This window comes from Bradyrhizobium manausense (assembly GCF_018131105.1).
Classification (GTDB): domain Bacteria; phylum Pseudomonadota; class Alphaproteobacteria; order Rhizobiales; family Xanthobacteraceae; genus Bradyrhizobium; species Bradyrhizobium manausense_B.
Map to the genome: position 1 here is coordinate 2,414,890 of NZ_JAFCJI010000001.1, position 17,407 is coordinate 2,432,296.

At 64.6% G+C, this 17,407-nt stretch carries 18 protein-coding genes; 13 read left to right on the top strand and 5 right to left on the bottom strand.

All coding sequences use genetic code 11. The features are described from left to right. The first annotated feature begins 213 nt into the window (after positions 1–213). The 8 genes from JQ631_RS11395 (at position 214) to aat (ending at position 7,543) form a co-directional block, all read left to right on the top strand. Entirely contained in the window at positions 214–1,017 is an 804-nt protein-coding gene (locus JQ631_RS11395) for a DUF1236 domain-containing protein (protein ID WP_212326246.1), read from the top strand. A gap of 229 nt (positions 1,018–1,246) precedes the next feature. Then, entirely contained in the window at positions 1,247–1,714 is a 468-nt protein-coding gene (gene aroQ / locus JQ631_RS11400; protein WP_212326248.1) for a type II 3-dehydroquinate dehydratase, read from the top strand. Between the two features lie 37 nt (positions 1,715–1,751). Beyond that, the gene (gene accB / locus JQ631_RS11405) at positions 1,752–2,246 is read left to right on the top strand and encodes an acetyl-CoA carboxylase biotin carboxyl carrier protein (protein WP_212326250.1); all 495 of its coding nucleotides are present in this window, start codon (positions 1,752–1,754) and stop codon (positions 2,244–2,246) included. A 31-nt stretch (positions 2,247–2,277) separates the two neighbouring features. Continuing rightward, positions 2,278–3,636 carry an acetyl-CoA carboxylase biotin carboxylase subunit gene (accC, locus tag JQ631_RS11410; protein ID WP_212326252.1) on the top strand — a complete coding sequence of 453 codons (1,359 nt, stop codon included), beginning with the start codon at positions 2,278–2,280 and terminating at the stop codon, positions 3,634–3,636. 101 nt (positions 3,637–3,737) lie between these two features. Continuing rightward, the gene (locus JQ631_RS11415) at positions 3,738–5,255 is read left to right on the top strand and encodes a sensor histidine kinase (RefSeq protein WP_212326254.1); all 1,518 of its coding nucleotides are present in this window, start codon (positions 3,738–3,740) and stop codon (positions 5,253–5,255) included. Then, positions 5,252–5,692, top strand: coding sequence for a response regulator (locus tag JQ631_RS11420; RefSeq protein ID WP_212326255.1), 441 nt, complete (start codon positions 5,252–5,254; stop codon positions 5,690–5,692). The genes JQ631_RS11415 and JQ631_RS11420 overlap by 4 nt, the downstream gene beginning before the upstream one ends. Then, a complete protein-coding gene (locus tag JQ631_RS11425) occupies positions 5,689–6,807 on the top strand; it encodes a sensor histidine kinase (RefSeq protein ID WP_212326256.1) in 1,119 nt (372 codons plus the stop codon). Before JQ631_RS11420 ends, JQ631_RS11425 begins: the two co-directional genes overlap by 4 nt. A 55-nt stretch (positions 6,808–6,862) precedes the next feature. Then, a complete protein-coding gene (aat, locus tag JQ631_RS11430) occupies positions 6,863–7,543 on the top strand; it encodes a leucyl/phenylalanyl-tRNA--protein transferase (RefSeq protein ID WP_212326258.1) in 681 nt (226 codons plus the stop codon). 92 nt (positions 7,544–7,635) lie between these two features. On the opposite strand, the gene JQ631_RS11435 is transcribed toward aat, so the two are convergent. Then, positions 7,636–8,646: a DUF2155 domain-containing protein gene (locus JQ631_RS11435; protein WP_212326260.1), complete on the bottom strand. Its 1,011-nt coding sequence runs from the start codon at positions 8,644–8,646 to the stop codon at positions 7,636–7,638. A gap of 207 nt (positions 8,647–8,853) precedes the next feature. Here JQ631_RS11435 and JQ631_RS11440 point away from each other — a divergent pair, with 207 nt between their 5' ends. Together JQ631_RS11440 and JQ631_RS11445 are read left to right on the top strand one after the other, a co-directional pair. Beyond that, entirely contained in the window at positions 8,854–9,861 is a 1,008-nt protein-coding gene (locus JQ631_RS11440; protein WP_212326262.1) for a Na+-dependent transporter, read from the top strand. Positions 9,862–9,998: 137 nt separating this feature from the next. Then, positions 9,999–10,994 (top strand): MBL fold metallo-hydrolase, encoded by a 996-nt coding sequence (locus JQ631_RS11445; protein WP_249160256.1) that lies wholly within the window; start codon positions 9,999–10,001, stop codon positions 10,992–10,994. Between the two features lie 99 nt (positions 10,995–11,093). Here JQ631_RS11445 and JQ631_RS11450 read toward each other — a convergent pair whose 3' ends face one another. Further along, positions 11,094–11,897, bottom strand: a complete 804-nt coding sequence (locus JQ631_RS11450; RefSeq protein WP_212326264.1) for a methyltransferase domain-containing protein — start codon at positions 11,895–11,897, stop codon at positions 11,094–11,096. Between the two features lie 120 nt (positions 11,898–12,017). Next, positions 12,018–12,920 carry a LysR substrate-binding domain-containing protein gene (locus JQ631_RS11455; RefSeq protein WP_212326266.1) on the bottom strand — a complete coding sequence of 301 codons (903 nt, stop codon included), beginning with the start codon at positions 12,918–12,920 and terminating at the stop codon, positions 12,018–12,020. Between the two features lie 152 nt (positions 12,921–13,072). On the opposite strand from JQ631_RS11455, the gene bla reads away from it, so the two are divergent. Continuing rightward, positions 13,073–13,912, top strand: a complete 840-nt coding sequence (bla, locus tag JQ631_RS11460) for a class A beta-lactamase (protein WP_249160257.1) — start codon at positions 13,073–13,075, stop codon at positions 13,910–13,912. An 18-nt stretch (positions 13,913–13,930) separates the two neighbouring features. Here bla and JQ631_RS11465 read toward each other — a convergent pair whose 3' ends face one another. Then, positions 13,931–14,869, bottom strand: coding sequence for a GlxA family transcriptional regulator (locus tag JQ631_RS11465; protein ID WP_212326267.1), 939 nt, complete (start codon positions 14,867–14,869; stop codon positions 13,931–13,933). 91 nt (positions 14,870–14,960) lie between these two features. On the opposite strand from JQ631_RS11465, the gene JQ631_RS11470 reads away from it, so the two are divergent. Continuing rightward, positions 14,961–15,647: a DJ-1/PfpI family protein gene (locus tag JQ631_RS11470; RefSeq protein WP_212326268.1), complete on the top strand. Its 687-nt coding sequence runs from the start codon at positions 14,961–14,963 to the stop codon at positions 15,645–15,647. Positions 15,648–16,121: 474 nt separating this feature from the next. Here the strand turns inward: JQ631_RS11470 and JQ631_RS11475 are convergent, their stop codons facing one another. Then, positions 16,122–16,529 (bottom strand): NADH:ubiquinone oxidoreductase subunit NDUFA12, encoded by a 408-nt coding sequence (locus JQ631_RS11475; RefSeq protein WP_212326269.1) that lies wholly within the window; start codon positions 16,527–16,529, stop codon positions 16,122–16,124. 248 nt (positions 16,530–16,777) lie between these two features. Here JQ631_RS11475 and JQ631_RS11480 point away from each other — a divergent pair, with 248 nt between their 5' ends. Beyond that, complete coding sequence (locus JQ631_RS11480; RefSeq protein WP_212326270.1) at positions 16,778–17,395, top strand: BA14K family protein; 618 nt, start codon at positions 16,778–16,780, stop codon at positions 17,393–17,395. The last annotated feature ends 12 nt before the right edge of the window (positions 17,396–17,407 follow it).

Below are 17,407 nucleotides of genomic sequence, written 5' to 3' on the forward strand. Positions count from 1 at the left end.
TTTACAACTCACGCACGCAACGGGGCCGGCTGAAAAGCCGGCCTTTTTCGTTGGCCGAAGCTCTCCACAAATCCTGGCGTGAATCCGGCGCGCATGTTCATCCCGCGTTTAAGAAACAAATACTTGGGAACAGCAGATGTTCCGGAACAACTCAAATCGCCTTTCGTTGGTGGCGCGGGCAATGACGCAAAAGAAACACGTGAGGAGAATTCAATGTCTAACCGCTTTATGATTTCCGCTGCCGTACTCGCGCTGGTCGCGGGCACCGGTCTGGCGAATGCGCAAGGCACGATGAAGAACGAGAGCGGCGCCGGCGCGCAGACGACGCAGCACTCGCAGTCCGAGCACGGCAGCTCGATGGGCAAGGAATCCACCCATGAGAAGAGCCATGAGAAGGGCACCGTCGGCCAGGCTGGCGGCTCCAGCAGCATGAAGTCCGGCACGTCGGCCGAGGAGAAGTCCTCGGGCGCCATGAAGGACGAGCGCTCCGGTCACGAGATGAACAAGAACGCGGCCGAGGAGAAGTCCGGCACCAAGAGCCAGCGCAGTGACGAACGCGCGCAGGGTCAGCAGGACAAGTCCAAGAGCATGAGCCAGGACACCAGCAAGTCCGGCGCCAAGGACAAGGACATGAAGGCTGAGGGCACCAAGAGCGGCGCCTCGACCAACAATGCCGAGAACCAGAAGGGCAACGAAACCCGCACCAACCAGAACGCCCAGACCAACACCAATTCGACGGTTGGCCAGGCTGGTGCCGGCGCCAAGCTCTCGACCGAGCAGCGCACCCAGATCACGTCCGTGATCCACGAGGAGCACGTGCGTCCGGTGACCAACGTGAACTTCTCGATCTCGGTCGGCACCCGAATTCCGCGCGAAGGCATCGAGCTGCACGCCCTGCCGACGCGGGTCGCGACGATCTATCCGGAATGGCGGACCTACAAGTTCGTCCTGGTCAAGGAGGAGATCGTGATCATCAATCCGGACACCTACGAGATCGTGGCGGTGATCAACTCCTAAGCCGGTCCTGACAGGCCTTTTGGGGGCGGGCAGCGATGCCCGCCCCTTTACGTTGGTCCGGCAGCCATGCTTTGGACTGGTTAACAAGCAATTTCCGTAGTTTCCGCACAGGTTTTTGCACACTGGATGAGGTGCCTGAACCGGCCCGGGAGGCCCTTCAAGGCTTCCCCTCACGCGCTTTGTTACCTATAACCCCCGCCACGCCGAAACACCTTTTGCCGGGATTGGAATGGCCGAGCCAGCAACCGACACGATCCTCGTCCTCAACGGGCCGAACCTCAACATGCTGGGGACGCGCGAACCCGAGAAGTATGGCCATGCGACGCTGGCCGACGTCGAGGCGCTGTGCCGTGAGACGGCGGCGGCCTTCGGCCTGAAGGCCGATTGCCGGCAGTCCAATCGCGAAGGCGAGCTGATCGACTTCATCCACGAGGCGCATGGGCGGAAGATGAAGGGCATCATCATCAATGCCGGCGGCTATTCGCACACCTCGATCGCCCTGCACGACGCGCTGCTGGCGGTGCAGATCCCGACGGTCGAAGTGCATGTGACCAACATCCACGCCCGCGAGAGCTTCCGTCACCATTCCTACACCGCGCGCGCGGCCTTCGCGTCGCTGTGCGGCTTCGGCATCGAGGGCTACCGCCTCGCCATCCAGGGCCTTGCCGCCAAGGTCGGCATCAAGCCCAAAGCCTGACGCTCCCTCTTCACCCAGAACATTCGGATCAAAGAACATGGCGCGCCAGCCAGACGACAAAGCAGCCGCAAAGTTTTCCAGCGAGGATTCCGCGCTCGTTCGCGAGCTCGCCCTGCTGCTCGATGAGACCAGCCTCACCGAGATCGAGATCGAGCGCGCCGGCCTGCGTCTGCGCGTCGCCCGCAACATCAGCGTCGCCGCGACCATGCCGGTACCGGTCGCAGCCGCCGCAGCACCGGCGCTCGTCGCGGCGCCCGCCGTCGCTGTTCCGGCCGCAGGGCCCGATCTGTCGAAGCATCCCGGCGCCGTGACCTCGCCGATGGTCGGCACCGCCTATTGGTCGCCGGAGCCCGGCGCCAAGCCGTTCGTCGAGGTCGGCTCGAAGGTCGCGGTCGGCCAGACCCTGCTCATCATCGAGGCGATGAAGACCATGAACCAGATCCCCTCGACCCGTGCCGGAACCGTGACGCAGATCCTGGTCGAAGACGGCCAGCCGGTCGAGTTCGGCGAGCCGCTGGTCATCATTGAATAAGCGAGTGGCGAATTTCGCCCGCTGAGGCACCATGTTCGACAAGATCCTCATAGCCAATCGCGGCGAGATCGCCCTTCGCATCCTGCGGGCCTGCAAGGAGCTCGGAATCGCGACGGTCGCCGTGCACTCCACCGCCGACGCCGACGCCATGCATGTGCGTCTGTCGGACGAGAGTGTCTGCATCGGGCCGCCGCCGTCGAAAGACAGCTATCTCAACATCCCCGCACTGCTCGCGGCCTGCGAGATCACCGGCGCGGATGCCGTGCATCCCGGCTACGGCTTCCTGTCGGAAAACGCGCGCTTCGCCGAGATCCTCAGCGAGCACAATCTGCAATTCATCGGCCCCAAGGCCGAGCACATCCGCCTGATGGGCGACAAGATCGAGGCCAAGAAGACCGCCAAGAGACTCGGCATCCCCGTGGTGCCCGGCTCCGACGGTGCGGTTGGCCCGAGCGACGACGCCATGGCAATCGCGAAGAAGATCGGCTTCCCCGTGCTGGTGAAGGCGGCTGCCGGCGGCGGTGGCCGCGGCATGAAGGTCGCGCAGACCGAGGCGGATCTGCAGATCGCGCTGTCGACCGCGGCCAATGAGGCGAAATCCGCCTTCGGCGACGCTTCCGTCTATCTGGAAAAATACCTGCAGAAGCCGCGCCACATCGAGATCCAGATTCTCGGCGACGGCCGCGGCGGCGCCATCCATCTCGGCGAGCGCGACTGCTCGCTGCAACGCCGCCACCAGAAGGTCTGGGAGGAAGGCCCCTCGCCCGTGCTGGCCGCCGCTGCGCGCGCCAAGATCGGCGAGACCTGCGCGAAAGCGATGCGCGAGATGAAATATCTCGGCGTCGGCACCATCGAGTTCCTGTTCGAGGACGGCGAGTTCTACTTCATCGAGATGAACACGCGCATCCAGGTGGAGCATCCCGTCACCGAAAGCATCACCGATATCGACCTCGTGCTGGAGCAGATCCGCATCGCCGCCGGCGGCGAGCTGCCGGCCAAGCAGAACGAGGTCCAGATCATCGGGCACGCCATCGAGTGCCGCATCAATGCGGAGAACCCGCAGACCTTCCGCCCCTCGCCCGGCCGGATCTCGCAATACCACCCGCCCGGCGGGCTCGGCGTTCGCATCGATTCCGCGGTCTATCAGGGCTACCAGATCCCGCCCTATTATGACTCGCTGGTCGGCAAGCTGATCGTCCACGGCAAGACCCGCGCCGAGTGCCTGATGCGCCTGCGGCGGGCGCTGGACGAGATGGTGGTCGACGGCATCGAGACCACGCTGCCGCTGTTCCGCGACCTGGTGCGCCAGGACGACATCATCAACGGCGACTACCACATCCACTGGCTGGAGCAGTACCTCGCCGGTAAGGTGGAACCGGCGGGGAAATAATCGCCCGCTCCCTGGAACCCTTTGAACCCAATCGCGTTTGGGACGTGGGGACAGTTCCAAGGGGGCGTTTTGACTTTCCAGTTTGATCGGGCGAGACCGTCGTGACGGCTGACGCACAGCGGCGGCGCGCATTTTGGCAAATCCTGCTGTTTGCAGCGGGCCTGGTCGTGCTGACTGCAATCAGCGCCGGCTCCGTCTATCTGGTCAACAAGGCGCGCGAGGACAGCAAATGGGTGGTTCATACCCTCGAGGTGGAGAACCAGCTCAACGCACTGCTGTTGGAGGTCCGGCGCGCCGAGAGCGGCGCGCGCGGCTACCTCCTGACGCAGGAGCCGAACTTCAAGGCCGATCACGACAAGGCCGTCGCCGCGATCGTGCCGGCGGTGGACAGGATCACGCGCCTGATCGGCGACAATCCGGCGCAGCGCGAGAGCGTCGAGAAACTGAGTGCTGCCATCGAGACCAGGCTCGGCCAGTTCGCGCAGGAAATGGACTTTGTCCGGCAGGGTCAGATCGACAAGGCCAGCGCACTGGTCCGGGAGGCGGCCGCCGCTAACACCACCTCCCTCATCAGCAGCGCCGCGGGCGCAATGATCCAGGAGGAGGAGCGATTGTTCCGCCTCCGCTCGGCGAATGCCGACCATAGCCAGACGATCGCCGCGTCGATGACCGGTATCGGCTCCGGCCTCGTCGTGCTGCTCGCCCTGATCTCGATCTGGCTGGTGCGGCACTCGGTGCAGGCCCGCGATGACGCCGAGAGCCGCCTGCGCGACGCCAACCTCAACCTCGAGGCCACCGTCGACGAGCGCACGGCAGACCTGCGCGAAGCCAACGACGAGATCCAGCGCTTTGCCTATATCGTCAGCCACGACCTGCGCTCGCCGCTGGTCAACATCATGGGCTTCACCAGCGAGCTCGAAGAATTGGGCAAGGACATTTTTCGGCGGATCGGGGGGCTCACGGGTTTGCCGGCAGGCACCGCCGCGCTCGATGTCGCGGAGATTCCGCTCGACGAACCCGACAAGCAACTGTCGGCCGATTTTTCCGAAGCGCTCGGCTTCATCAAATCCTCGATCGCCCGGATGGACCGGCTGATCTCGGCGATCCTCAACCTCACCCGCGAGGGCCGGCGCGAATTCCAGCCGGAGAAGATCGACACCCGCGAGTTCGTCGAGACCATCGTCTCGACCCTGGCGCACCAATCCGCCGAAGCCCAGGCCGAGATCCACATCGAGCCGCTGCCTGCCATCATCAGCGACCGCCTTGCGCTGGAGCAGATCTTCTCCAATCTGATCGATAATGCGATCAAATATCTGAAGAACGGGGTTCCGGGCGAGATCCGGATTCGCGGGCGCACCAAGCTCGGCTACGCCATCTTCGAAATCAGCGACAACGGCCGCGGTATCGATTCCAAGGACCATCAGCGGATTTTCGACCTGTTCCGCCGTGCCGGAACCCAGGACAAGCCCGGCCAGGGGATCGGTCTTGCCCATGTACGTGCACTTGTGCGTCGCCTCGGCGGCACGATGTCGGTATCATCGGAACTGAACGCGGGCAGCACCTTCACGATCACGCTGCCCATCGCCTGGAACGCCAGCAACCGGAAGTCCGCCAAATGACTCTGCCCGTCAGCATCATCATGATCGAGGACGACGAGGGACACGCCCGCCTGATCGAGCGCAACATCCGCCGTTCGGGGGTGAACAACGAGATCATCTCGTTCGCCAACGGCACCGATGCGATGAAGCATTTGTTCGGGCCCGATGGCAGCGGGCTCGTGCAGAAGGGCAATGCGCTGCTGATCCTGCTCGACCTCAACCTGCCTGATATGACCGGGATCGATATCCTGAAGCAGATCAAGGAGAACAAATATCTCAAGGCCTCGCCCGTGGTGGTGCTGACCACCACCGACGACAGCCAGGAGATCAAGCGCTGCTACGAGCTCGGCTGCAACGTCTATATCACCAAGCCCGTCAATTACGAGAATTTCGCCAATGCCATCCGGCAACTCGGCCTGTTCTTCTCGGTCATCCAGGTCCCGCCCGCCGCCCCATGAACCAGCAGCGCACGCCAACATTGCTCTACATCGATGACGACGCGGCGCTGGCGCGCCTGGTCGATCGCGGCCTGACGCGGCGCGGCTACAAGGTCATCCACGCCGCGAGCGGCGAGGAAGGCCTGGAGCGCATCCGCAGCGCCAGCAGCCGAGGCAGTAGCGATGGCTGCATCGATGTCGTGGCGCTCGACCAGTACATGCCGGGTCTCGACGGGCTCGAGACGCTCGAGCAGATCATGGCGATATCAGGCGCCCCGCCAGTGGTGTTCGTCACGGCCTCGCAGGATTCCAGCATCGCCGTCACCGCGCTGAAGGCAGGCGCGGCCGACTATCTGGTCAAGGACGTCAAGGGCGACTTCATCCCGCTGCTGCATGTCGCGGCCGAAGGCGCGCTGCGCCAGGCCGAGTTGCAGCGGGCCCGCGAGGAAGCCGAGGCCGAGATCCATGCCTCGCGCGACCGCTACGCCGCGCTTGCCGCCGAACGCGAGCTGCTGCTGCGCGAGGTCAACCACCGCGTCGGCAATTCACTCCAGATCATCGCCTCACTCCTGCATCTTCAGGCGAGCTCCGCCGGACAGGACGAGGTCAAGGCCGCGCTCACCAACGCGATGGGCCGCGTCGCCGCCGTCGCCCAGGTACATCGCCGCCTCTACACATCTCAGGATCTGAAGAGCGTCGTGCTCAACCAGTACCTGGATTCCCTGCTCGAGGATCTCCGCCGCTCCGCCGAAGGCAACCGGATGTCGCGCCTGACGGTGAAGGCCGAGCCGATCGAGATCGACCCGGACCGCGCGGTCGCGGTCGGCATCATCGTCAACGAGCTGGTGATGAACGCGGTGAAATACGCCTATCCCGATGGCGCCGGGCCCATTCACGTCGAGCTGACCTCGCAGGGCGAGGATCTGCTGCTGTCGATCACCGACGACGGCGTCGGCGACAACGCCAAGGCCGATCCCCGCTCCACCGGCATGGGCCAGCGCATCGTTGCGGCCATGGCAACCAAGCTCGATGCCACCGTCGAGCGCGATCCCGGCCATTCCGGAACCCGCATCATCCTGCGGTTCCCCCGCATCCCCGCCGCTCCAGGCAAGGCGAACAGCGCCGCGGCGGGCTGATCACCGAGATCGTCCCCCATCGCACGCGCGTCGTGATCCTGCTATTGTTGTGATCATGACTTCGCGCGACTCCGCCTCGTCTGAAATCACGCCGGCCGTGCTGCTGCGCGCCTATGCCTGCGGCATCTTTCCGATGGCCGAGAGCGCCGACGACCCGACGCTGTTCTGGGTCGAGCCGGAAATGCGCGGCGTGATTCCGCTCAATGGATTTCGTGTCGCCTCGCGGCTTGCGCGCACCGTGCGCACGGATGCGTTTCGCGTCACCGTCAACACCGCGTTCAAGGCGACCATTGCCGGCTGCGCGGCGCCGCAAGCCGGGCGCGAGGACACCTGGATCAACAAACGCATCCGCGATCTCTATGGCGGCCTCTTCGAACTCGGCCATTGCCACAGCGTCGAGGCCTGGCAGGGCGACGACCTCGTCGGCGGCCTCTACGGCGTGAGCCTGGGGCGTGCCTTCTTCGGCGAAAGCATGTTTCACACCGCGCGCGACGCCTCCAAGGTCGCGCTGGTGCATCTGGTCGCGCGCCTCATCCATGGCGGCTTCGAGTTGCTCGACACGCAATATGTCACCGAGCATCTGAAGAGCTTTGGCGCGGCCGAGATCTCGCGGCGGCGCTACACCGCGCTGCTGGACAAGGCACTCGCGGGCGAGCCCGGCGATTTCCTGCGATTGTCCTCAGGCGACGCGATCCCGGGCACGCGCGCACTTGAGATCATCGCCACACGGCAATGAAGCGGGATGACCGGCTGCATTATCAGCGGGATTTGGCCTGGCGGCCAAACCCGGGGGAATTTGGCCTGGCGACGAAACCCTGAGGATTTGGCCTAGCGGCCAAACCCTGGGATACCGAACAGGCCCGGCCGCTGCTCCGGCGGCGGAGGTGGCGGCGGGGCCGGCTGCGGTGGCGGCAGAGGCTGCTGCGGACGCTGCACGGCCTGCTTGGGCGCGGCCTTTTTCTGGGCCGGAGGCGGCGGTGGCGGCGCGGGCTTGGTCGCGGGATCCGGAGCCGCGGTCGCAATGGTCTGCTGCGGCTCTTTGCAGTCGGTGAGCCAGATGTCGTAGATCGGATGCTCGACGCCGTGCAGGCCGGGGCTTGCGGCATACATCCAGCCGGAGAAGATCCGCTTCACCTCGCCCTGCAAGGTGATCTCGTCGACCTCGACGAACGCGTCGGTGTTGGCAGCTTCGGTCGCGGGCCGGGTGTAGCAGGCATCGGTCTTCACGCGCAGCGCGCCGAACTGCACGGTCTCGCCGATATCCTCGTCGAAATTGATGATGCGGCCGGTGATCTTGTCGAGCCCGGAGAAGGTCGCCTTCTTGTTGACGATCTTCTGGGCCGGCGGCTCGGTCACGACCTCGTCACCCGGCTGCAGGCTCGCCGGGGCCTGAGGCACGGCGCCTTGCTGGGTCCCGCCCTTCTGCTGCGGCTGGCGCTGGCCAGGAGCTGCGCCGGGAGGTGCAACCACGACGGGCGGCTGGTTCTGTGGCGCGACGGGGCTGCCCGGCGGCGGCGCCAGCGGCTGGGTCTCGACCGGTCCCGGCAAGGCATTGCCCTGGCGCGGCATCGGGCGCGACGGCAGCACGCGACCCTGCGGCGGCAGCTCGGGCACCTCTTCGTCGTCATCAGGGGTCGGCTGTGGCTGCGGCTGCCCGCCACGGGGAATGCTCCCCGGCGGCCGCAGCGGCGGCGGATCGGAGAAGATCGTACCGATCTGCGCATGGGCCGGCGTTGCAACCGTCAGCGCGGTGGCAGCCAGCAGCGCCGCAAGGCCTGTCAGGGTATAGGTTTTGAACATCTCGCGCGGCTTCAACAGCGAATCGGGCTTGTTGGACATTCTACAGGGGATACCGCCGCTCGCAGGCCCTCCGGTTAACACGCCGAATACGGCGGGGAAAGGGCGGCATTCCTGCCCTGCCCGGCGTCGACTGGCCAGACCGGGTCACGGATGGGATAGTCCCAGGGGATTTGGTCCCGAGGCTCCTCCCCGGGGCGCTCCAGAACGCCGGCCGCCCCTGGCACCGGCAGACAATGCTCTCACTCCATGCCGTCTGTTCTCCAAGCCGCCTTCGCCCTCCCCCTCCGCGGCCTGACCTGGCTTGGCAGCCAGGGCACGCGCGGGGTCGCCGCCGTCGTGTTCATCGCGGCGGCCGTGCCGCCGCTCGGCGCGCTGCTGCGCCCCTACATTACCGAGGCGATCCTCGTCCTGCTCTGCATCTCCTTCATGCGGGTCGATCTGGTGGCGCTGTACGGCCATCTGCGCCGACCGGCGCTGGTGGCGTCAGCCACGGCCTGGACCACGATCGGTGTACCGCTGATCGTCGGACTGATCGCGCATGCGAGCGGCCTGACCGACCGGGCGCCCGGCCTGTCTCTCGCGCTCATGCTCCAGAGCATGGCCTCGCCGATGATGGCCTCTCCGGCGCTCGCCGCCCTGATGGGGCTCGACGCCACGCTGGTGCTGATCACGCTGGTGACCGCAACCGCGATCGTGCCCTTCACCGCCTCGCTGTTTGCAAGTCTCTTTCTCGGCGGCATGCTGGCCATCTCGCCGCTCACGCTCGGCCTGAAACTGCTCGGCATCCTCGCGACGTCGCTGCTGGCAGCGACGTTGATCCGCTGGGGCTTCGGCACTGACGCGATCCAGCGCCACAAGCGGCCGATCGACGGCTTCAACATCATCATCCTCTTGATCTTCGCGTCCGCGATCATGGGCGATGTCGTGAGCGATCTGGTGGCGCAGCCGGTCTTCACCATCAGCCTCGCGGCTCTGTCGTTCGCGATCTATTTCACGCTGCTCGCCGTCACGACCTTGCTGTTCCGCCGCATCGGCTACGAGCGCGCGCTGGCGCTCGGGCTGATGGTGTCACAGCGCAATCTCGGCCTGATGCTGGCGGCGACTGCCGGCGCGCTGCCGGCAACGACCTGGCTCTATTTCGCGATGACGCAGTTTCCGATCCACCTCTCGCCGTACATCCTGACGCCGATCGCGCGGCGGCTGACGGCAAGGGCCGGTACGGCCGCGGCGACGGCCGCAAACAGCACGACCTGAGTCCGCGACCGCAATCGAAGTGATCCGCCCGGGCATGAAGCTGATCCGCGGGGGCATTCACTGCGGAAGCCGTCGGGATACTCGTCCTCCAGCAGGAGAGCCTCGCGAAGGCTCGCCACATCAGGAGGAGGAACGTCATGCCCGCGATGACCAAGGACGGCGACAAGGTTTCCCATCTGCCCGCGCTCTCACGTCGTGGTTTCTGCCTGTGCTGTATGACGGCCGCCGGTTTCGCCGCAACGGGCGGATGGTTCAGCCCCGCGACCGCCTACGCCAAGGCGCGCAGCATCGTCGACCTGATCCGCGACGAGGCTGCCAAGGCGCACATCAAGGTTCACAAGCTTCGCGGCAATGTCAGCATCCTCGAAGGCTCCGGCGGCAACATCGCGGTGCTGACGGGACGCGACGGTAAAGTGTTCGTGGACGCTGGAATCACGGCCACGCGGCCGCGAATCCTGGAGGCTGCCAACAGCCTGAGCCGCGATCCGATCACGCACCTGATCAACACGCATTGGCACTTCGACCACGCCGACGGCAATGCATGGCTGAACGCGGAGGGTGCCGAGATCACTGCGCACGAAAATACCCACAAGCACCTGATGTCCGCGCAGAGGGTCGAGGACTGGGATTTCAATTTTACACCTGCAGCGCTGGCTGCCGTTCCGACCGATACTTTCGATACGGAGAAGACCCTGAAGCTGAACGGATCGACGCTTCAGCTCAAATATTACGGACCGGCGCACACCGACAGCGACATTTCGGTCAACTTCAGCGAGGCTGACATTCTTCATGTCGGCGACACCTACTGGAACGGCATCTATCCCTTCATCGACTATTCCACCGGTGGAAGCATCGGAGGCATGATCAAGGCGACGGAAGCAAATCTGGCTGCCGCAACGAAGCAGACCATCGTCATTCCGGGTCACGGCGCTCCGGTCAGCAACCGCGACGAACTGTCGTCCTACCGCGACATGCTGGTCACCATCCGCGACAACGTCGCGCGTCTCAAGCAGCAGGGACGTTCAATCGAGGAAGCCGTCTCGGCCAAGCCGACTGGCGCTTTCGATGCCAAATGGGGCCAGTTCGTCATTACGCCAGAGTTTTTCGTGCGCCTGGTCTATCAGGGCGTCTAAGCTGCAGGATTGCTCGTTGCCTCGAGCCAGCGACACGCTCGGGCCGATCGTGCGGCGACTGACGCCATGCGGCGACGCAGCGACGGCAGGCCGCACCAGCTAGGGCGATCTCAGATCGGCGTCGGCAGGTTTCGACGCCCGGAAGAGATAGCGATTGGTGCTGAAAAAATACTGTCCCGCGCCGGCCAGGCGCGTGAACTCGTCGTGCCACGCCTTCAGATCAGCGGCCGTAACGTCGTTCTTGCGGCCGACGAAATCCCTGATGCCCCGGGCCAGCCCCTTGCTGTAGCTGTCGTCGTCATACCGCAAGTTCAGGATTGGAAAGATGGAGGCTCCGTCCAGATGAAAACCTGACTTGGTCAGTCTGGACGCCATCGATCTGGGAAGACGCGGATGGGCACAATGCGCTTCCCATGATCTCATGACCGAGGCCATGCGCGCCTGATCGTCGGAATGCCACACCACCGCATCCCAATCGGTCGCGACTATAATCGTTCGCCCACCTGGCCTCAGGACGCGAAAGGCCTCCCTGAGAACGCGGTCGACATCAGGGACGTACTCGGCGACCTGTGTACACACGACGGCATCAAACGATGCATCGGGCTGGCCCAATTCCGTCGCGTTGCCGATGGCATAGGAAATCCATTCCGAAGCCTTCTGCCGGTTGCAGACGGCAATCAGGTCGGTCGAGACATCGATACCGACGACGGCGCCGTCCGGCCCAACAAGCTGCGCCATGCTTTCACAGAGATATCCCGGACCGCATCCGATATCGAGAACGCGCTCGCCGGCCGATAATCCAAGTTGCCGGATCGTCTCCGCCCGCTGAGCCCTGACATCGCTGGTCAGATAAATCCGCTGGAGCCGTTTCGCGTTCTCGTCGCTGTACTCCATCCCGCTCATCGTCGCCTCCTCGTTCGAGTGGCAAGTCATAAATCTATCGCACCCGCCCCGCGGTGCCGGCGGTGGTGCGGCAGCGTCAGGCCGCTCAACTTAAGACCAGCGTCGCAAGGCCGACAAGCATCATGGATGGCGCGCTCTCTTTTTCTTGCACTCCGCCAAGATCCAATCGCGAAACGCCTTCATCGCAGGCGAGTGCTTTTTTGATTTCAGGGATGAGAGCCAATACGATCCGAGATAGACTTGGCTGTCATAGGGGCAGACCAGTCGCTTGCGCGACAGATCGTCCGAAAACAGAACGACCGGCAATAGTGCCACCCCGGCGCCTTGAGCCGCCGCGTGCGCCAAAGAGACAGATGAATCGAAGGTCGGGCCGGTCATCCGGGGTTGCCTGCATTTCACGCCATCGAACCACTGAGCCCACTCGCCCAACCGATATGACCGCAACAGCACCTCCTTATGGAGGTCGACGGGGTTCTTCAGTCGCTTTGCAACTGTTGGGGCGCACATCGGCGTGAAATGGGCGTCGACCAGAGGCTCGGCGTTCGTTCCGTGCCACGCACCGTCGCCAAATCGAATAGCGTAATCCAGCCCTTCGCCGCCGAGGTCCACGCGATTGTTATTCGCGAAGATCCTGACATCGATGTGCGGATGAGCGGCGGTAAAGCTCCTGAGACGCGGAAGCAGCCAGCCGGACGCGAATGTTCCAACCACGCCAATTGTCAGAATCTCGCGTATCCGACCGTTCTCGAACCGGTCCAGGACCTGGTTGATCTGGCTGAATGCATCCGAGATCGCCGGCAGCAACGCCTCGCCCTCTTCCGTGAGAGCGAGCCCGCGAGTCAATCGGCGGAAAAGCTTCACGCGCAGGCTCTCTTCCAGAATCCGCACCTGCTGGCTCACGGCGGCCTGCGACACGCGAAGTTCGAGACCGGCCTTGGTGAAGCTGAGATGGCGCGCAGCCGCTTCGAATGAGCGGAGCGCGTTCAGTGGCAGGCTGGAAATGCTGGCTGGGCGGCGGGCCACATCTGATCCAAGTTTTGCTTATGGATGGCCTTACGAACCATCGTTTGTCAATCGCAGGAGCGCAACGCAAAACCTTCCCGCATTCACGGGAGTTCTCGATGCTAACACGACGTCAATTCAGCTCATCCGCATTTGCGGTCGCCGGAGGTCTCTTGCTGCCGAACGTTTCGGCTGCAGCGTCGGATGGAACTGCACAGCTCATCGAAGCCGTCAAACAGCTGGAGCTCAAGAGCGGTGGTCGGCTCGGCGTGTCCGTGCTCGACACGACAACTGGCGTGTCGTTTCATCACAAGGGAGACGAACGCTTTCCGATGTGCAGCACGTTCAAGGTCCTGGCGGCGGCTGCAATACTCAAGGACGTGGGCGGCAAGCTGGAACGCCTTGAACGGCGCGTTCGTATCGAGCAGGCCGATCTCGTCGAGAATTCGCCCGTCACCCGCGAGCATGTCGGCGGAGAGGGAATGTCGCTCCGTGAACTTTGCGATGCTGCCATCACCAGAAGCGACAACACCGCCGGAAACGCGCTTCTGAAACATATCGGCGGCCCCGCCGGTTTGACCAGCTTTGCGCGGAGCCTCGGCGACACCATGACGAGACTGGATCGGACGGAAACCGAACTGAACGAGGCCGCGCCGGGCGATCCCCGCGACACGACAACGCCGAACGCAATGGCCGGAAATTTCAGGCGCTTGCTGCTCGGCGATGTCCTCCGGCCGGAGGGGCGCGATCAACTCGCCAAATGGCTCATCGCGAACAAGACCGGCGATAGTCGCTTGCGTGCGGGCCTGCCGCAAGCCTGGCGAGTGGGCGACAAGACGGGAGCAGGTGAACATGGCACCACCAACGACGTTGCCATCGTATGGCCGCCTGAGCGTTCGCCCCTCATTGTCGCGGTCTACCTCACCGGCGCATCGCTCGACCCGACCGGACGAAATGATGTGATCGCGTCTGTCGGTCGCGAGGTCGGCAAGGTCGGCAAGGGTCTGGGCTGACGATCGCGCGCCCCGCCCCTACCCCGCTCGTGCCGCGCGCCGCAGCGCTTGCGGCGGCTGGCCGAAGGCGCGGATGAAGGCGCGGCGCATGCGCTCGGGATCGCGGAAGCCGGTCGCCTCCGCGACCAGCTCGATGGCTTCGCGCGAGGACTGCACGCGCTCGCGGGCAACTTCGATCCGCAACCGCTCGATCGCTTTCGACGGCGTCGTGCCGGTCTCGGCGGCAAAGGCGCGGGCAAAATGCCGTGCGCTCATGCCGGCGCGATCGGCGAGGTTTTCCACCGTGAGCGGCGCGTCGAGATTTTCCCGCGCCCAGGACAACAGCGCGCCGAAGCGACCGTTCGGCGTCTTCAATTCCAGCAGCGATGAAAACTGCGACTGGCCGCCGCTGCGGCGATGATACAGCACGAGCTGGCGCGCGGTCGCCTGCGCGATCTCCTCGCCATGGTCCTCGGTGACCATCGCGAGCGCGAGGTCGATGCCGGCCGTGATGCCCGCCGAGGTCCATACATTGCCGTCGCGGGTAAAAATCTGATCCGGCTCGAACTTGACCTTCGGATAGCGCGCGACGAAATCGCGCGTACGGCCCCAATGCGTGGTGGCGCGGCGGCCATCGAGCAAACCGGCTTCCGCGAGTAAGTAGGCGCCGGAGCAGACGCTGGCTATCCGCACGCCGCGCCTGGCCAACCGCTGCACGAACGCGAGGGTCTCCGGACAGCGCGCCGCGGCCTCGACGCCCGAGCCGCCCGCCACGACCAGCGTCGTGATCGCATTCGCCGACTTGAAATCACGCGCCATCATCTCAACGCCGGAGGACGAGCGCACGGCACCGGCGTTCAGCGCCAGCACCCGCAGCGCAAGGGGCTTGTCGCCGGCGCGTGCCGCGATCTCGAACACCGAGATCGGACCCGCCGCATCGAGCAACTGGAAATCCGGGAAGATCAGGAAGCCGATCATGGTTTTGTCCGAAAGTGAGGGAAATATGCCATTTTGGACAAGAGAGCACCATGCCATTTTGCGCCCGTCAAGCACTTCATCGGAGGCTCTCATGTCGGCACCGCTCCAGATCGGACTTTTGGTGTTTCCCCGCGTCACCCAGCTCGACTTCACCGGTCCCCTGCAGGTGTTCGCCAATGTTCCCGGTGCAAAACTGCATCTGATCTGGAAGCGCATCGAGCCGGTGCCGAGCGACTCCGTGCTGACGCTGACGCCGACCACGACATTCGCCGATTGTCCGCAGCTCGACGTGATCTGCGTGCCCGGCGGCGGCGGCACCGATGACCTGCTCAATGACGAGGAGGTGCTCGATTTCCTGCGCAGGCAGGCCGAGGGTGCAAGGTACGTCACCTCGGTTTGCACGGGATCGCTGGCGCTCGGTGCCGCGGGCCTGTTGAAGGGCTATCGCGCCGCGACCCATTGGAGTGCGATGGAGATGCTCAGCCAGTTCGGCGCGACGCCAACCAGGACGCGCGTCTGCGTCGATCGTAACCGCATCACCGGCGGCGGCGTCACCGCAGGGATCGATTTCGCGCTGACGCTGGTCTCGATCCTGCTCGACCGCACGACGGCGGAAGCGATCCAGCTTCAGCTCGAATATAATCCGGCACCGCCGTTCAACTCGGGCTCGCCGGAGACCGCGCCTGCGGAGGTGCTCGCCTTGCTCCGGGAGCGTGGCGCGCCAAGGCAGGCTCGCCGTCTCGAAGCCGTCGCGCGCGCGTCGGCACGATTGACGTAGCTTCCGCCTCTCGCGTCCCGGACGCGTTGCAGCGCTCTTGCGTTGCTGCGCGGATCCGGGATCCAGAAGCGGCATGCGGTGAGATGGGCCCCGGCTCTGCAGCACACCGCGGTAGAAGCGCTGCGCTGCGTCCGGCGCACAAGACCTCTGCTCCCAACAGAAAAAGGCCGCTCGGTTTCCCAAGCGGCCTTTCCTGTCTCACGGCGGCGCACATTCTCATCGGGCGATGTCGGAGCTTCCAGACCGGGGGCCTATCTCCCGATCGAGTCCTTCCTCGGCGGCCGCTGCATTTCGGGACAGTCGCGAACTGTTGCCCGAACCGAACGCGATGGTTTCCCATCTCCGTAAGATGGGTTCATTGAGCCGCATCGCTCGTGCGGGCGCAACGGCCCGGCAGCCGGCATCCCCGCTGATCCCGTTGTCCACAGCGACGACGTCAGGATGCGTGTGCATCCAATCCAGTGAAGGAAGAAGCTAACCAGGCGTCCAGGGCTGGTAGTCGCCAGTCGCCTTCGGCCGCTTGCCGCTGGCCAGGGTCGAGCCGGAGGGCCGGTAGGCCTTGGCCGTGCCCGTGAGATTCGGCTGGTGCGGCTTTTCCCATTCGCGCGGCTGGTAGTTGATCTCGGTCGGCGGCACGTCAACGACGTGATGGATCCAGCCGTGCCATTCCGGCGGAATGCGGCTCGCCTCGGCATAGCCGTTATAGATCACCCAGCGCCGCTCGAAGCCGAGCGTCGGATCGATCTTGCCGCCGGCCGTGCGGTAATAGCGGTTGCCCTGCTCGTCCTGACCAACCAGCTCCCCGAACCTGGAGGTCCAGAGTTGGGTGCCAAAAGTCTGGCCGTTCCACCAGGTGAAGAGCTTCAGGAAGAATTGTTTCATGCGGCAAGGGCCCTGCTTCGTGGGGTCCTGATGCCATCCGGACGGCCAAATGTCCAGTTCGGCCGGCGCGGTCGTGCTCCGCCCCGAATACGACGACCGGAGCACATGACAGCCGCCGCAAATCGGACGCGTTCCGTTCATGCCGGGTACAGCGGCGGCGTGAAAATCTGCTCTTCATGCGCAAACCGGTGTGATCCCTGGAACTGTCGCCCTTTCAGGGGATTTGCTTCCGGGAAAGGAGTTTGAACATGAACAGTCTAAGAGTTTTGGGTGCGGCCGCAGCGCTGGCACTGGTACTTCCGATGGCAACCCCGAGCTTCGCCCAGGGCCATCACGGCGGTGGCGGCGGAGCTCATTTCGGCGGCGGCGGTCATTTTGGTGGCGGCGGCGGTGCCCACTTCAGCGGTGGCGGTGCCCGCATGGGCGGCGGCAGCTTTGGCGGCGGCGCCCGATTCAGCGGAGGCGGCGCCAATGTTGCAGCGAGTGCGGCGGTGCGCCCGAGCGGCGGAGCCACCTTCAGCGGCGGCACACGTAACTTCGCAGCGGCCGGCGGCCATTGGAATGGCGGCGGCGGCAACTGGCATGGCGGCGGCTGGCACCACCATCACGGTGGCGGCTTCTGGCCCGGCGTCGCAGCCGGTGCTGCGATCGGCGCGATCGGCTCGTCCTACGCCTATTACGGCGGCGGCCCCTATTACGGCGATGGCTATTATGACGACGGCTATTATGACGACGGCGCGACCGTCGCCGTGGTGCCCGACGGCGGCGGCGACTCGGTTGCCTATTGTGCCCAGCGCTACCGGTCATACGATCCGGCGTCAGGGACCTATCTCGGCTATGACGGCGAACGCCATCCCTGCCCGTAAAGCAGTCTGACG

Coding starts and splice junctions, on each gene's coding strand:
- JQ631_RS11395 (WP_212326246.1), top strand. CDS start 214: ATGTCTAACCGCTTTATGATTTCCGCTGCCGTACTCGCGCTGGTCGCG.
- aroQ (WP_212326248.1), top strand. CDS start 1,247: ATGGCCGAGCCAGCAACCGACACGATCCTCGTCCTCAACGGGCCGAAC.
- accB (WP_212326250.1), top strand. CDS start 1,752: ATGGCGCGCCAGCCAGACGACAAAGCAGCCGCAAAGTTTTCCAGCGAG.
- accC (WP_212326252.1), top strand. CDS start 2,278: ATGTTCGACAAGATCCTCATAGCCAATCGCGGCGAGATCGCCCTTCGC.
- JQ631_RS11420 (WP_212326255.1), top strand. CDS start 5,252: ATGACTCTGCCCGTCAGCATCATCATGATCGAGGACGACGAGGGACAC.
- JQ631_RS11425 (WP_212326256.1), top strand. CDS start 5,689: ATGAACCAGCAGCGCACGCCAACATTGCTCTACATCGATGACGACGCG.
- aat (WP_212326258.1), top strand. CDS start 6,863: ATGACTTCGCGCGACTCCGCCTCGTCTGAAATCACGCCGGCCGTGCTG.
- JQ631_RS11435 (WP_212326260.1), bottom strand. CDS start 8,646: ATGTCCAACAAGCCCGATTCGCTGTTGAAGCCGCGCGAGATGTTCAAA.
- JQ631_RS11440 (WP_212326262.1), top strand. CDS start 8,854: ATGCCGTCTGTTCTCCAAGCCGCCTTCGCCCTCCCCCTCCGCGGCCTG.
- JQ631_RS11445 (WP_249160256.1), top strand. CDS start 9,999: ATGCCCGCGATGACCAAGGACGGCGACAAGGTTTCCCATCTGCCCGCG.
- JQ631_RS11450 (WP_212326264.1), bottom strand. CDS start 11,897: ATGAGCGGGATGGAGTACAGCGACGAGAACGCGAAACGGCTCCAGCGG.
- JQ631_RS11465 (WP_212326267.1), bottom strand. CDS start 14,869: ATGATCGGCTTCCTGATCTTCCCGGATTTCCAGTTGCTCGATGCGGCG.
- JQ631_RS11470 (WP_212326268.1), top strand. CDS start 14,961: ATGTCGGCACCGCTCCAGATCGGACTTTTGGTGTTTCCCCGCGTCACC.
- JQ631_RS11475 (WP_212326269.1), bottom strand. CDS start 16,529: ATGAAACAATTCTTCCTGAAGCTCTTCACCTGGTGGAACGGCCAGACT.
- JQ631_RS11480 (WP_212326270.1), top strand. CDS start 16,778: ATGAACAGTCTAAGAGTTTTGGGTGCGGCCGCAGCGCTGGCACTGGTA.